The sequence below is a fragment of the Pseudomonas sp. Y39-6 genome (genome assembly GCF_023651955.1).
GTDB lineage: Bacteria > Pseudomonadota > Gammaproteobacteria > Pseudomonadales > Pseudomonadaceae > Aquipseudomonas > Aquipseudomonas veronii.
This window is the reverse complement of sequence record NZ_CP069594.1, coordinates 4,580,931-4,593,751: the sequence shown is the minus strand read 5'-3', so window position 1 is coordinate 4,593,751 and position 12,821 is coordinate 4,580,931. Positions and strand designations below refer to the sequence as shown.

General features: G+C 55.6%; 12 protein-coding genes and 4 pseudogenes. 7 read left to right on the top strand and 9 right to left on the bottom strand.

Annotated features, from left to right (window positions below):
- Positions 1-76: 76 nt before the first annotated feature.
- Positions 77-410 (bottom strand): annotated as a pseudogene (locus tag JN756_RS20725) (ArsR/SmtB family transcription factor).
- 58 nt (positions 411-468) lie between these two features.
- Between JN756_RS20725 and JN756_RS20720 the strand changes: the two are divergent.
- From JN756_RS20720 to JN756_RS20710, 3 genes and pseudogenes are all read left to right on the top strand, one after another.
- Positions 469-1,021: pseudogene (locus JN756_RS20720) on the top strand (oxidoreductase); the annotation flags it as partial.
- 420 nt (positions 1,022-1,441) lie between these two features.
- Positions 1,442-1,878 (top strand): annotated as a pseudogene (locus tag JN756_RS20715) (tyrosine-type recombinase/integrase); the annotation flags it as partial.
- A gap of 377 nt (positions 1,879-2,255) precedes the next feature.
- A complete protein-coding gene (locus JN756_RS20710) occupies positions 2,256-2,474 on the top strand; it encodes a hypothetical protein (protein WP_201021252.1) in 219 nt (72 codons plus the stop codon).
- A 33-nt stretch (positions 2,475-2,507) separates the two neighbouring features.
- Here JN756_RS20710 and JN756_RS20705 read toward each other — a convergent pair whose 3' ends face one another.
- The 8 genes and pseudogenes from JN756_RS20705 to JN756_RS20675 all read right to left on the bottom strand — a co-directional run bounded on the left by JN756_RS20705 (position 2,508) and on the right by JN756_RS20675 (position 9,017).
- The gene (locus JN756_RS20705) at positions 2,508-2,690 is read right to left on the bottom strand and encodes a hypothetical protein (protein ID WP_201021251.1); all 183 of its coding nucleotides are present in this window, start codon (positions 2,688-2,690) and stop codon (positions 2,508-2,510) included.
- A gap of 160 nt (positions 2,691-2,850) precedes the next feature.
- Positions 2,851-4,053 (bottom strand): type II toxin-antitoxin system HipA family toxin, encoded by a 1,203-nt coding sequence (locus JN756_RS20700; protein ID WP_201021250.1) that lies wholly within the window; start codon positions 4,051-4,053, stop codon positions 2,851-2,853.
- Positions 4,050-4,301, bottom strand: a complete 252-nt coding sequence (locus JN756_RS20695) for a helix-turn-helix transcriptional regulator (RefSeq protein WP_201021249.1) — start codon at positions 4,299-4,301, stop codon at positions 4,050-4,052. Before JN756_RS20695 ends, JN756_RS20700 begins: the two co-directional genes overlap by 4 nt.
- Positions 4,302-4,606: 305 nt before the next feature.
- Positions 4,607-4,762, bottom strand: a pseudogene (locus tag JN756_RS20690) (recombination directionality factor); the annotation flags it as partial.
- A 73-nt stretch (positions 4,763-4,835) separates the two neighbouring features.
- Positions 4,836-4,958: a hypothetical protein gene (locus JN756_RS32125; protein WP_268933207.1), complete on the bottom strand. Its 123-nt coding sequence runs from the start codon at positions 4,956-4,958 to the stop codon at positions 4,836-4,838.
- A gap of 126 nt (positions 4,959-5,084) precedes the next feature.
- The gene (locus tag JN756_RS20685; protein ID WP_201021248.1) at positions 5,085-6,773 is read right to left on the bottom strand and encodes a flavin-containing monooxygenase; all 1,689 of its coding nucleotides are present in this window, start codon (positions 6,771-6,773) and stop codon (positions 5,085-5,087) included.
- 315 nt (positions 6,774-7,088) lie between these two features.
- Positions 7,089-8,003 (bottom strand): SphA family protein, encoded by a 915-nt coding sequence (locus JN756_RS20680; RefSeq protein ID WP_201021247.1) that lies wholly within the window; start codon positions 8,001-8,003, stop codon positions 7,089-7,091.
- 63 nt (positions 8,004-8,066) lie between these two features.
- Entirely contained in the window at positions 8,067-9,017 is a 951-nt protein-coding gene (locus tag JN756_RS20675; RefSeq protein ID WP_201021246.1) for an alpha/beta hydrolase, read from the bottom strand.
- A gap of 256 nt (positions 9,018-9,273) precedes the next feature.
- Between JN756_RS20675 and JN756_RS20670 the strand changes: the two genes are divergently transcribed.
- From JN756_RS20670 to JN756_RS20655, 4 genes are all read left to right on the top strand, one after another.
- Positions 9,274-10,974, top strand: coding sequence for a sigma-54-dependent Fis family transcriptional regulator (locus tag JN756_RS20670; RefSeq protein ID WP_201021245.1), 1,701 nt, complete (start codon positions 9,274-9,276; stop codon positions 10,972-10,974).
- Between the two features lie 258 nt (positions 10,975-11,232).
- Complete coding sequence (locus tag JN756_RS20665; RefSeq protein ID WP_201021244.1) at positions 11,233-11,487, top strand: phenol hydroxylase subunit; 255 nt, start codon at positions 11,233-11,235, stop codon at positions 11,485-11,487.
- Between the two features lie 46 nt (positions 11,488-11,533).
- Positions 11,534-12,529: an aromatic/alkene monooxygenase hydroxylase subunit beta gene (locus JN756_RS20660; protein WP_201021243.1), complete on the top strand. Its 996-nt coding sequence runs from the start codon at positions 11,534-11,536 to the stop codon at positions 12,527-12,529.
- A complete protein-coding gene (locus JN756_RS20655; RefSeq protein ID WP_019689403.1) occupies positions 12,526-12,798 on the top strand; it encodes an MmoB/DmpM family protein in 273 nt (90 codons plus the stop codon). Before JN756_RS20660 ends, JN756_RS20655 begins: the two co-directional genes overlap by 4 nt.
- The last annotated feature ends 23 nt before the right edge of the window (positions 12,799-12,821 follow it).

Genomic DNA, 12,821 nt, shown 5'->3' with positions numbered 1-12,821 from the left:
CATCGCCGCCCGCGACAGACGGGGATGCAATCGTCGAGTTACTTCCGGTGGCTTGGGCATTTGCCGGAGGTCTGGATTACTGCTGAGAAAGAATGCTCTCAAGTAACCCGGGGAAACCGACTGTCAAGTATGTCGGAACGCAACGAGTTCATATGCGTAGTGCCCACGTTACGGGTGTGTACAAGCCCTGCATCCCGTAAAACTCGGAAGTGATAAGACATGCTAGATTTCGGACGCTCCCTGTCAAGCTCTTCGCAACTGGCCTCGGCACCCCTGCCAGGCCGAACGATTTCCAAGCGAACAACGTCGCTCAAAGCGTACAGCACGCGTTCGAGAATCAGGTCTTCGATGTCGGGGTGTTTGAAGGCTCGCATGACTCGAATAATAACAGGGCTATCGTTCATTACCATAGTTCGATTAACGTCGAACAATAGAATGCAATTGCATCTCGTTTCCTGGAGCTTTCCCATGTCTGCATTGTTCGAACCCTTCAAACTGAAAGACGTTACGTTGCGCAACCGGATCGCCATCCCTCCGATGTGCCAATACATGGCTAACGACGGCATCGTCAACGACGTGGCATCACGTCCACCTCGCCAGCCTGGCCCGCAGGGGGGCCGGTTTGCTGATTGTCGAGGCCACTGCTGTCGCCCCTGAGGGGCGCATCACACCTGGATGCGCGGGGATCTGGAGCGATGAGCATGCGCAAGCCTTCGTCCCTATGGTGCAAGCCATTAAGGCCGCAGGCTCGGTGCCAGGCATCCAAATCGCCCATGCCGGCCGTAAGGCCAGTGCCAATCGCCCGTGGGAAGGCGACGACCATATCCCCGCTTCCGATGCCCGGGCTTGGCAAACCATCGCGCCATCGGCCATCGCTTTCGGCGCTCATCTGCCGAATGTGCCGCGCGCCATGACCCTGGAAGACATCGCCCGTGTTCGCCAGAACTTTGTCGATGCCGCCCGCCGTGCCCGTGACGCAGGCTTTGAATGGATCGAACTGCATTTCGCTCACGGTTACCTGGCCTAACGAGGGCAGGACTCAGGGCCCATTTGGCGGAGTAATTATACGTCTGGTCTGTATGGTAAGAGATTTAGGTGCAGCTATTGATCTGTTCGGCAGGCTGAAGGTTCTGCTTCAGCTGCCCGTGATGTGAGGAGCGTCTGAGGGGGGGGCAATTGCGATACCGCAGATGCAAATGCTCCTCTACCGGACCCGTGTCCCGCTCAAAATCATGATCTACAGACGTCCAGTGAAGTCTGTAAGTCGTTGAAATCAGGACATTCTGGTCCTTTTTCGTTCCAGCGAATTTCACTGGAAACCACCGACAGCCACGACTTTTAAGTTCATCAATACGGGTGTCACGGTTTCCGGATTGTTGCTGGATGAGCGAGGCCTACGCGACCAGTATCTGGTCCTGACCAAGAGTTCAGGAGCTAGAGCATGGCACTCTCAGATCTGGCTGTCCGGCAAGCAAAGCAACCGGAAAGTCCCACACCCTCGGCGACCTTGATGGGCTATCCCTGGCGGTCGCACCTGAAGGCGACAAGTAGTGGCACTGCCGCTACTACTGGGCTGGAAAGCAGAAACGCATGTCGCTGGGCACTTACCCCGAGGTCAGCCTCCGGGAGGCGCGTACCTTGCGCGACGAAGCCCGAGCTCTTTTGGCCAAGGGCATCAACCCCCGAGTACACCGTAAGCAGAAGCGGCAGTCCGTCCGCCTCGCGGACGAGAGCACGTTCAAGGCAGTGTTCGATAAGTGGGTCGAGCATCGTAGGCTTGTCCTCAAGGAAGGACGGCAGAGCAGGCTCTCACAGATCCAGCGCATCTTTGCAAAAGACGTTCTTCCCACCCTTGGGAGGCGGTCAATCTATGAGATCTGTAGTGGTCAAGTATCCGTCCGGCCAAGTCATCTAGCTACTCGACCATTGTTGAGTTTGCAGAGCGACTGGGTGTCACCGACGTGAGATGGCATCAGTCAATCTCTCACCCTCACCGTTAGGAGATCACCGTAGAGACGCTACAGGCTAAAAAAGGGAATGACGTCGTTGTGAAAACAGAACCCATGAATGAGCGGAGTCAAGAGCCGACCACTCCCCCGAAACAGTGTGGCGCTAGCACCAACTTCACATTTTGCGGAGTCGGTCAGCCGACAACTTTTCACGGGCTAGCGATCACCGGCAGCAGACGCTACATTGAAGCGGCTCAGCCATGCTGAACAAAATAATCTAGCCGGAACTGAGAGAGGGTGGCACAAATGAACGCACATCAGCGCCGCCAACGCATCGTGTTCTGGCGCGGATCATTCCCCGTGATATTGGGTTTTGTCGTTCTGGTTCTGGCTTTGATACTGGCTGACCGAGTAGCCCCGGTAACGCCGCAAGAACTCGACAGCGAAAGCCTGACTCAGCCAGAAGCTCATTCCCCAGAATTGGGGCATAAGGCCGCCGCGCCGATTCTGACGGTATCTCAATAGCAAAGATGCTCAGGCTGCATAATCCCATTCTGCTCAAGAGGGCGCATTCAGCCAGGCCAGGGCGCCAACCAGCATCGCTTCCAATCCGGTCTGCAGGGTCGGGTGAATTTGTGGGTCAAACCTTGATGAATGGTTAGAGGGGATCTGGTTGATATTTGCGCTTGATACGGCCTGCTGCCATATCGATTTTTCGGTGCTCCCCACGAACCAGAACATATAGGGAACCTTCCACTCTCGCCCGAAAACACTAAAGTCTTCACTAGCTGTTGGCGCTGATTGAAAACTGACCCAACGGGGGTGAAGTCCATTTCTCTGTTTCCTTTTGTTCGGTACTGAACGGATGGGCCAAATTATGAACCTGTTCGGCTCATCGATATTACCCGAATGCGTGCAGGTAGGGTTCTGCGCTGCAGCGAATCGCCTGGACAACGTGCGGGGCTTGCTCGCAGTGCTCTCTGTGGCGAGCGAGCACCCGTTCCACGGCTTCCAGCAGCCTGCGGATGCGCTCCTTGGGTTGTTCGATGTCGCAACTGTGAGCGAACTCCAGAAGGCCCAGGCGGGCGGCAAATAGCGACTTGTTGCCCGCAAGGTCCAGGGCCAGCGAGTCTTCGGGAATGTAGGCTGTGGTGTTAACGATGTCGTAGGCGGGGGCGAGTTGTGCATCGCGCTTGGTTGGTTCTGAATACAGCAGGCCAAAGTTCTTAAGGTGGGCGTCGCCATTGCCGATGATGCAGCTCAGGGCGACGCTGTCGAACAGTTGCTGAAGGGAGCTTCGCACGTGCTCGGGAGGGCAGTACAGCCGAATGGCTTTGGCGATGGCCGCGTAGCTCTTGCTGTATTTCTGCGGGGCCGAAAGCCCCATCAAAGCGGTCATGTCTTCGAAGCCCAGGGCGTTGAGTTGGCTGTCCCTGTCAAAACGGCGCATGACGAACAGCTTCATGTTGTCCGACAGGTAAAATTCCGGCACGGGTATGCCGGCCTCCTTGGCCATGCTCATGCACAGGAATTCGTTGATCGCGAGTCCAGGGAACTCTTCACGACCGCTCTTGATGATCAAGTCCGGTGTGCTGGACGTGACCTTGCGTGTTTGCGCCTCGGTTTGCTCAGGGACCAGTACCTTTGGCTGCACGCCAGAGATACCGGCTCGCAGGATGTAGCGATCGACCAGGTCGGCAAAAATATCCTCGGTGCCGTCCCAATGCAGGATTTCCTCCAGCTTCTCGCCGCTCGGTGTTTGTCGGCCTTGAAGCAGCTTGTCTACCGCTTCAGAATGCACGAAAACTCGACCAATAGGTGCGCTGCTTCCCGATAGTGCCAGCAACAGAAAAGGATCGACGTTGACTGTCTTCGCCAGTCGGTTGCGCAACTGCTCGAGAACGTAGCCTTCGGGCAGGTTCATTTGAAAGATCGGATGTAGCTCGCGCCGCCTGAATTCATCAGGGCGAACGGGCATTAGCAGGCTGATAGCTGCTTGAGGAGGGGCTTCGTTGTGATAACGGAAAATGTAGTCCTCAGCGCCGCTCAGCACGCTGCCGCTCGACCCTTGTGGGGTGCTGACCTGTAAGGCGGTGGTCTTCATTCAAACAGGCCCTTGATCTCATCGAGCGTTGGCATGGCGGCAGGGACAACAGTCAGTTCGCAGTCCAGCGCAATCAGCACCCGCGCATAGGCATTCATTGCAACCGACAGGCTGCCCTTTTCGATAGCGATGACCTTCTGCCGGGGCAAGCCCGCAAGCTCGGCAAGCGCAGCTTGGGTAAGGCCACGATTGAGGCGTTTCTCACGTATCTGTCGACTCAGTCGTTGCGAGAGGGTAGATATGTCCATGTCCCGTATACGGTACTTTAAAGTATAAAAGTAACGTATACGGGACATTTTATGAATGGTCAAATAAGGCGTTATCAAAACACGAACGAGCCGTCAGGTTCGTTACACCGGCTGGGCGGCATCAAGGACTGAACCATCAGGTCTTGGCCAGGTGATATGAGCTGTACGAACAAACCAAAAAGAAAAAGCCGGAACGGTGGTTGGGTCAAATACATAACTGGGAGCCAATCCAGTGAAATGGATATCACCGACCTGCGGGCTGCTTCTCCGATGGGCTGTAGACAAAAGCCACCCACAAGTTTTATCAGTACGGCGTCTTCTAGACTCAGCCAACTGCATACCATGATGTCCACGTAGAAGATCGACGTGCCATGGCTTTGGCGGGTGGACTTACCGCGCAGACGCAGCTCCAGTAGTAGGCAGGCCAAGCGATCACCGGAGATGGCTTGCAGCATACGTAAAAACCGCCACTCATTTGAGCGGCGGTTTCGTATGTACGTGATTTGTTGAGTCCCTACTGAAAGCAGCGTGAACTCACAACAGCAGCTCTTCTTCGGCTTCGGCCTGTGCCTCGGGTTTGTCCAGGAACGATGTGGTTGCTCCGGGCAGTCCGACCAGCTCGTCGGCCAAATCACCGCAGCCATAAGCAGCGAACACGGCGCGGTCGAGCTTACCGGCGAGATCCTGAGTCCGACGGATTCAGATAAACGAAACATCCAATGCATGCGCAAGGCGGGAGAGTCATTCGACTCTCCCGCCTTTTTTCGCTCGTTCAGACGTTCTTCAAACAGCCATGTCCGCCTGACGTGCTGTCGCTAAACCGGCGTTTACAGATCGCTCGAGGGTAAAGCCTTTGTAACCCGAGTTGGCAATATCGGTAATGACCTGTTTGTAATGTTTGCCACCACCTAGATAAACCATGAACACCTGCGATTTGCCGGGGATGTTTGCCCCTGAATACCATGAGGTCGCGTGTGGCAAAAGCGTCGCGTCGGCGACCTCTTTGACGTGGGCAATCCATTCATTTTCGTCCTGAAGATTGGCTTCAATACTGCCGAAACCGTTCAAGGTCATGTAGTCGATACACTCGGCAATCCATTCGCAATGCATCTCGATTCCAAGCGGCATATTAAACAGCACCGAAGGGCTTTGCGGTCCGGTGATGGTGAACATGTTCGGGAAACCATGTGCCGAGAGGCCAACCAACGTACGTGGGCCGGCAGACCAGCAATCCTGCAAGGTCTGACCGTTTCGGCCGCGGATGTCCATCTTGAACAGGGCGCCGGTAAAGGCATCGAATCCGGTGGCGTACACAAGGCAATCGAAATCGTACTGTTCGTTGGTGGTGGTGATTCCGGACGCTGTGATTGCGTCGATAGGGGCAGCCTTGATGTCGACGAGTGTCACGTTATCGCGGTTATAGGTTTCGTAGTAGTTGGTTTCACAAGGCTGGCGCTTGGTGCCGTAGGTCTGTCCAGCGGGCGGGCATAGCAGGTCGGCGATTGCTGGATCGGTGACACGCTGGCGAATTTTCTCCCTGACGAACTGGGCGGCCGTCTCGTTCGCTTGCTTGTCGAACAAAATGTCTTGATAGCTGCCAATCCACAAACTGAAGCCGCCATCGTCCCAGCAGGATTGATAATGCGCCTGGCGTTGTTCAGACGTCTCCTCTAGGGCCGAGGGTTTCAGGTTATTGAATGGAACCCCCGCGAACGTTTCCCAGGCCTGCTGACGAAGCCCACGATAATTGTCTTTGGCCTGCCGGTCGGTATCGGTGTCCATCGGAGCGTTAACTAGCGGAGCGGCATAGTTGGGCGTGCGCTGGAATACCGTGAGATGCGCGGCCTGTTCGGCAATCAGGGGAATCGCCTGCATCGCGGTGGCACCCGTGCCGATGATGCCGACGCGCTTGCCGGTGAAGTCAACGCCGTCCTTGGGCCATTGGCCAGTGAAATAGACATCACCTTTGAAGCTGCCGTGTCCCTTGAACTTCGGAATGTTCGCCGACGACAGGGTGCCGACGGCCGGGATGAAATACTTCGCACTCACGTGTTCGCCGGTGTCGGTGTCGACCAGCCAACGCTGTGAAGCCTCGTCATAATGCGCAGAGACGACCCGGGACTGAAAGGTTATGTCCTTGAGCAGGTCGAAACGCTGGGCCACGTGATTGAGATAGCTGAGGATTTCCGGTTGGGCAGCGTACTTCTCGGACCAGGTCCATTCCTGCTGAAGTTCTTCCGAGAACGAATACGAATAGTGGTGACTTGGGATGTCGCATCGAGCCCCGGGGTAGCGGTTCCAGTACCAGGTTCCACCTACGCCATCAGCTGCTTCATAAACCTGGGTATCGAGTCCCAGTTTGTCGCGAAGCAGATGGAGCATATAGAGACCGGCAAAGCCTGCGCCTACGACGACAGCATCGATTTCTGTTCGAGAGTGGGAAATGTGGTTGGTTGGGTTGCTTATGGACATGGGACTCACCTTTTATTGTTGTGGGGTTATGTCTGCTTGCTCAACCACGGCGACCTATCGTTTTGCGGTTTACCGAGGCAGCGGTGAGTGGGTTCTTCACCTGCTGATATCATTAGAGCAAGCCATGTGCCAAGTTGAATAAATTGATAAATATCAATAGGTTAAGTTGTTTTTTGAAAGTGGAGAGGTACTGATTTAGCAAAGGGTTTCTGAAATGATGGAATGAGCAAACGCTGTTTTAACCATTTCATGAAAGCCGCAGAAAAGTGGCGATAAAAAAAAGGCGCCAAAGGCGCCTTAAAGAGGAGCAGCAATCTACAGCGGCACGGCAAACTCGAACCACAGCGAATTGCCCTTCGGACCATTCTTGACGGACGTTTCTGCCAGCCATTTGAATACGATGGCTGTCGCCGGATTGAAGTAGTAAACAGCCTGGGGGCCTATGGCGAATTTGCTCAGACGGTTGCCGCCAGGGACGTCATGGCCATCGAACTGATCATCGGTGAACTGCTTGGTGTAGTGACCGGCCAGGCCCACTTGCCATTTCGGATTCATTGGCAGGCGATAGCCGGCATTGAAGTCGACATCCAAAATATTGCCTGACTTATAGTTGGTATCATCGTTTTTCTGATTGAAAGAAACGGTGGGGGAAACCGAGAATTCCCAGGCCGGAGTGGGCAACCAGGTTAAGCCGAACTCCTGGACATAGGACGCATAGTTGCTGGTGGTATTGATCAGGTCTTTTCTATCGTAATTTCCCAGAGGAATGAACGCGCTGAACCCCGTCAGCAGATGGAGCTCAGGCGTTGGCGACCACGTCAGATAAAGGGGGGTGAAGTACAGCTGATTAAGTCCGCTTTTATGATCCTTGAAACCTGCTACTTCCAAAGAATTGCGGCCTCCCGAAAGGATCGCTCCTGAGCTGAGTCCCACCCCCGATTCGGTTTTCACGTCCCAGGTATGCACCATCCGCAGTGCCTGGACAAATACATCCAGTTTGAAGTCGGGTAACGATGACTTTCCGTTGTTGCCACGAAAGCTATCGGCGGAATAATAAGCCGTGTAACTGTAGAGTTCAGTGGCTCCTTGAGGTGGAAGTATCGCGGGAATTACCGTGTTCACTCCCAGGGGCCAGTTAGTTCCACCATTTTCAGAGGCAACACTGAAACTGGTCTGGCCTAACACCAGCAGGGCAAAAAAAACGCGGCAGAATGCAATGAATCGAGTCATTTTTTGTTTTCCTTATTCTCGGTGGATTCTGGGTGGGGTATCAGGCAGCGGTCAGCGTGATGGTCATGTCGTTGTTGATTTGAGCATTCGCAGGCGTGCCTTTATGCCGTCGGTGATATATCGGCGAGCGCAAACACTTTCTGGCAGCACATTCAAAAGTGTGAAGAACCCATGCATCTGCCCGGTGAACTGACGCCATTGGACCGGGATGCCGGCGGCCGTCAGCTTTAACGCGTACGCATGTCCTTCATTGCACAACACGTCATGTTCGGCCGTGATCAATAAGGTAGGAGGCAGCCCGCTCAGGTCGGTCGCGAGCAGAGGTGAAGCTTGAGGGGAATGACGGGCTTGCACGTCCGTCAGGTAGTGATCCCAGAACCATTCCATGGACTGCTTGCCCAAGAGCCCTTGATTCAGTGGGTTCAGGTAGCTCTCGCCGTTGGTGTCAGGCTGCACGACCGGGTAGACCAGCACCTGTTGTGCAAGTTGTGGCTGCCCTGCAAGTCCAGCTTTTTGCGCGACGACAGCGGCCAGGTTGCCTCCGGCACTGTCACCCATGACAAGCAGTGGGCAGTGGATGGAACCGCCCAAGGCGAATCGATTTTCGTCAGCCCAGACAAGAGCTGCCCAGACGTCTTCAATCGCGGCCGGGTAGGGGTGTTCAGGGGCTAGTCGATAATCGACCAGTATTACCGAGCACCCGGTTTCCTCGGCCAGAAAACGACCTAGACTGTCGTAATCCTCAATGCCCATTAGACACCAGCCACCGCCATGACAGTAGACGATGATGCCAGTGGGAACGGCTGTAGGGCTCAGCATCCGCAGGCGAATGTCATGTCCAGCCGACCCGATGGTCGTCTCGCCGACATGGTACAGATCCGGACCGGGCCCGATCGCTGTGCGCAAGCCAGACATGAAACCTCGCGCCTGTGAAATATCCATTTGATGAAACGGAGCGATCCCTTGATCAGCCAGTTGCCCAAGCAATGATTGGCTTGCAGTATCGAGCGCCATATGTCACCTCTACGGTTATTATTGTTGTTGAGGTGCACAAAGCAACGTATGTGCCATACGTGATCTCAAGTCTCCAATAATTACTAAGTAATTGAAAAAAAACAAAAAAAATAACCGAACGAGTTTTGATCAGCGCCTTGGGCGAAGCCATCGAAGCAAGATTTCATGATTTGCGACATGCAGTTCAGCAAATCAGCAAATCAGCAAATCCAGCCCGATGCGCCGATGATCAACTCTCCTGACATGCAGGTTCTCGATGCCTACTGCCCTCGATCCAAAGTTTCCAACCAGTCGCGATCTGGTTTCGCAAATCAGCTTCGATACCGACCAGGGTAAAATCTGGATGCAGGAGCAGCGGATGCTCCTAGTCCATAGCAGCCTGTTCGCCAACTTGCGCAAGGAATTGATCAACACCCTGGGCATACCCCGCGCCCGAGGTTTGATGATGCGCCTGGGCTACCATTCCGGATGGCGCGACGCCAATCTCGCCCGGACGTTGCGACCCGACCTCTCAACGTCGGATGCTTTTTTCGCAGGGCCGCAATTGGCGTTGATCAAGGGCATGGTCAATGTCAAACCATTGAAGCTGGAGTTCGATGTAGCCGAAGGAAGTTTCTACGCCGAGTTCCAATGGCAGGACGCCTACGAAGCGGAGTTGCACTTAAAGGAACATGGACCCGTCAACGATCCGGTGTGCTGGCTGCTCACCGGGTACTCCAGCGGCTTTACCACCTATTACATGAGGCAAAGCATCTTCTACAAGGAGGTGGAATGCCTGGGATGCGGGGCCAGTCACTGTCGGATAGTTGGAAAACCTGCCCGCGAATGGGAGGACCGCGAAGAGATCGAACGACTTCTGCAACCCGACTCGATGGCCGATGAATTATTGGCGCTGCAAAGCCAATTGAGCCATTTGCAGGATAACGTCCGTGATAATGCGGAACATGACGCCCTGATTGCCAATTCAGTGGGCCGCTCTGCAAGTTTTCGCCAGGCCAGCAAATTGCTTCAGCGTGCGGCCTCAGGCCCGGTCAGCGTGTTGCTGCAGGGCGAAACCGGGGTCGGCAAGGAAATCTTTGCTCGTGGCTTGCATCTGCAGTCACCCAGGGCTTCAAAGCCATTCATTGCCTTGAACTGTGCCTGTATCTCCCCCGAGCTGATAGAGGCTGAACTGTTTGGCGTGGAGAAAGGCGCCTACACCGGTGCAAACACCAGTCGTGAAGGCAAGTTCGAGCGGGCCAACGGCGGAACGCTGTTCCTCGACGAGGTGGCGGAACTGACGCCCCGCGCGCAGGCCGCGTTGTTGCGGGTGCTGCAGGAAGGTGAATTGGAGAGGGTAGGGGGGACGAACACGATCAGGGTCGATGTCCGTCTTGTGGCAGCCAGCCATACCGATCTCGCCGAGGCGGTCAAACTGGGCCATTTCCGCGCGGACCTGTACTACCGTCTCAACGTTTACCCGGTCTACATTCCCGCCTTGCGTGAGCGCAAGGAAGATATCCCGCTGTTGGTGGATCACTTCCTTGGCAAGTACCAGACCCTTTACAACAAGCGAATTTCGGGAGTGTCCGACAAGGCGATGTTGGCTCTGATGGATCATGGTTGGCCGGGTAACATCCGCGAACTGGAAAATATGATCGAACGGGGCGTCATCCTCACCGATAACAACCAGATGATAGACCTGCACGGGCTGTTCTCGACGGTGCAAGAGCCAGGCCGGGCGCTGAATCAAATCGATACCAAGGGACATCTGAAGTCCACCCCTGCCCCGGAATCAGCCGATGTCGATCCGATTTGCGATGCGTTGCTCAGCGATGCCTTCAACCTCGAAGAGTTCGAGGCGCGTCTGCTGCGAACGGCGATGAAAAAAGTGGATGGCAACGTTTCCAAAGCAGCTCGGGTACTGGGGTTGACCCGTGCCCAGTTAGCTTATCGCCTGGAGAAAAAAGACAGTTGAACAGGCATTCCCCCGGCATCGCGAGTTGGCGGGGGCGTCCTGGGTCGGATAGCGCAAATGCTGAAAAACGCTTCATCAAATGCTGAAAAGCGCTGGCCACGCAGTCTGCTGAACACCCGCCGCGGTCTCCATTCGTCCTGTCAGATAAATAAAATAACTTGTTGTTAATCAACCACCTATAAGCACATCCCGCCCCGACAATGGACTGTGGCACAGCCATTGCTCTGTTCTGCATCAGCCCCAACCAGGAGCAGATGCATGAACCCAACACCCACTGCTTTCAACGATATGCCGCGCTACGTTCGCGTGCGCAGTTCCGCCGATGAGCCTTTCGTCGAATTCGACTTCGCCATTGGCGATCCCGAGCTCTACGTCGAGCTGGTGCTGCCGCGAGTGGCCTTCGAACAATTCTGCACCCACAACCGCGTAGTGCACATGAATGCGCAAATGTCCGCAGCCATCGATGCCGACATGCAGAAGTGGCGCTATGGCGAAGCAGACCCGAGCTGCTGAACCCTGGCACGTCGACCCTACAACAACAATGACAGGACGCACGCCCATGAGCGTTGAAATCAAGACGACCACCGCCCAGACCCTACGCAACACCTTCAGCCACACCCGGCGCCGGTTTGGCGACAAGGTCGCCAGTCGTTACCAGGAAGCCAGTTTCGACCTGGAATCGGCGACCAACTTTCATTACTGGCCGCTGTGGCAGCCGGACAAACTGCTCAACGATGCCACCCGCACCGCAGTGGTCATGGCCGACTGGTACGTGGTCAGCGACCCACGCCAGTACTACTACGGCTCCTATGTCCAGGCCCGGGCCAGGATGCAGGAAAACGCCGAGCACGATTACGCCTTCTGCGAAAAGCGCGACATGCTCGCCGGCCTGTCTAGCGCCAATATCCAGCTGATCAGTAAGCTGTTGTTGCCGCTGCGCCACGCCGAGATGGGCGCCAACATGAACAACAGCAACATTGCCGCCGACGGATTTGGCACCAGCGTCACGCAGATGCACATGTTCCATGCCGTAGACCGTCTGGGCATCGCCCAGTACCTGTCGCGCATCGGCCTGATGCTCGATGACGGCGACGTGCTATTGCTGGCCCAGGCCAAACAGCAGTGGCTGAGTGATCTGGTGTGGCAGGGCATGCGCCGCTACGTCGAGGACACCCTGGTGGTGCGTGACTGGTTCGAATTGACCGTGGCGCAGAACCTGGTCAGCGACGGCCTGGTGTACCCGCTGCTGTTCCACAAGCTCGACGAGCAACTGTCGGCCAACGGCGCGGGCCAGGTCGGCATGCTGACCGAGTTCATGCGCCTGTGGTTTGCCGAAAGCCAGCGCTGGGTCGATGCGATGCTCAAGACGGTGATCAATGAAAGCGCGGCCAACAAGGACCTCGTGCAGGGTTGGGTCAATCACTGGAGCCAGCGCTCGGTCGAGGCTCTGCAACCCTTGACTGCTTTAGGTCTCGATGAGTCGGCACTGGATAGCGTATGCACTGAGTTCGCCGCGCGTTTGAAAAAAATCGGCCTGACAGGAGCCAACGTATGACTTCCCTCGTTTACATCAACCTGCAAGACACCGATTACGCGCGCTCGATCGTCAGTGCCATTGTCCAGGACAACCCCCATGCCGAGATCCAGCACCAGCCCTCGATGATCCGCATCGAAGCCCGGGGCCGCCTGGATATTCGTCGCGACACGGTGGAGCAGATCACCGGCAGCCACTGGGATATCCAGGAAATGCTGATGTACGTGATCACCCTGGGCGGCAACGTGGTGGAAGAGGATGACAGCTTCTCCCTGCACTGGAGCAACTGATCGCCAGTCGCCATTGCGTGTTT

What these genes read in the sequence shown, in the direction of transcription:
- JN756_RS20710 (WP_201021252.1), top strand. Translation starts at nt 2,256, where the DNA reads ATGAACGCACATCAGCGCCGCCAACGCATCGTGTTCTGGCGCGGATCA.
- JN756_RS20705 (WP_201021251.1), bottom strand. Translation starts at nt 2,690, where the DNA reads ATGTTCTGGTTCGTGGGGAGCACCGAAAAATCGATATGGCAGCAGGCC.
- JN756_RS20700 (WP_201021250.1), bottom strand. Translation starts at nt 4,053, where the DNA reads ATGAAGACCACCGCCTTACAGGTCAGCACCCCACAAGGGTCGAGCGGC.
- JN756_RS20695 (WP_201021249.1), bottom strand. Translation starts at nt 4,301, where the DNA reads ATGGACATATCTACCCTCTCGCAACGACTGAGTCGACAGATACGTGAG.
- JN756_RS20685 (WP_201021248.1), bottom strand. Translation starts at nt 6,773, where the DNA reads ATGTCCATAAGCAACCCAACCAACCACATTTCCCACTCTCGAACAGAA.
- JN756_RS20680 (WP_201021247.1), bottom strand. Translation starts at nt 8,003, where the DNA reads ATGACTCGATTCATTGCATTCTGCCGCGTTTTTTTTGCCCTGCTGGTG.
- JN756_RS20675 (WP_201021246.1), bottom strand. Translation starts at nt 9,017, where the DNA reads ATGGCGCTCGATACTGCAAGCCAATCATTGCTTGGGCAACTGGCTGAT.
- JN756_RS20670 (WP_201021245.1), top strand. Translation starts at nt 9,274, where the DNA reads ATGCCTACTGCCCTCGATCCAAAGTTTCCAACCAGTCGCGATCTGGTT.
- JN756_RS20665 (WP_201021244.1), top strand. Translation starts at nt 11,233, where the DNA reads ATGAACCCAACACCCACTGCTTTCAACGATATGCCGCGCTACGTTCGC.
- JN756_RS20660 (WP_201021243.1), top strand. Translation starts at nt 11,534, where the DNA reads ATGAGCGTTGAAATCAAGACGACCACCGCCCAGACCCTACGCAACACC.
- JN756_RS20655 (WP_019689403.1), top strand. Translation starts at nt 12,526, where the DNA reads ATGACTTCCCTCGTTTACATCAACCTGCAAGACACCGATTACGCGCGC.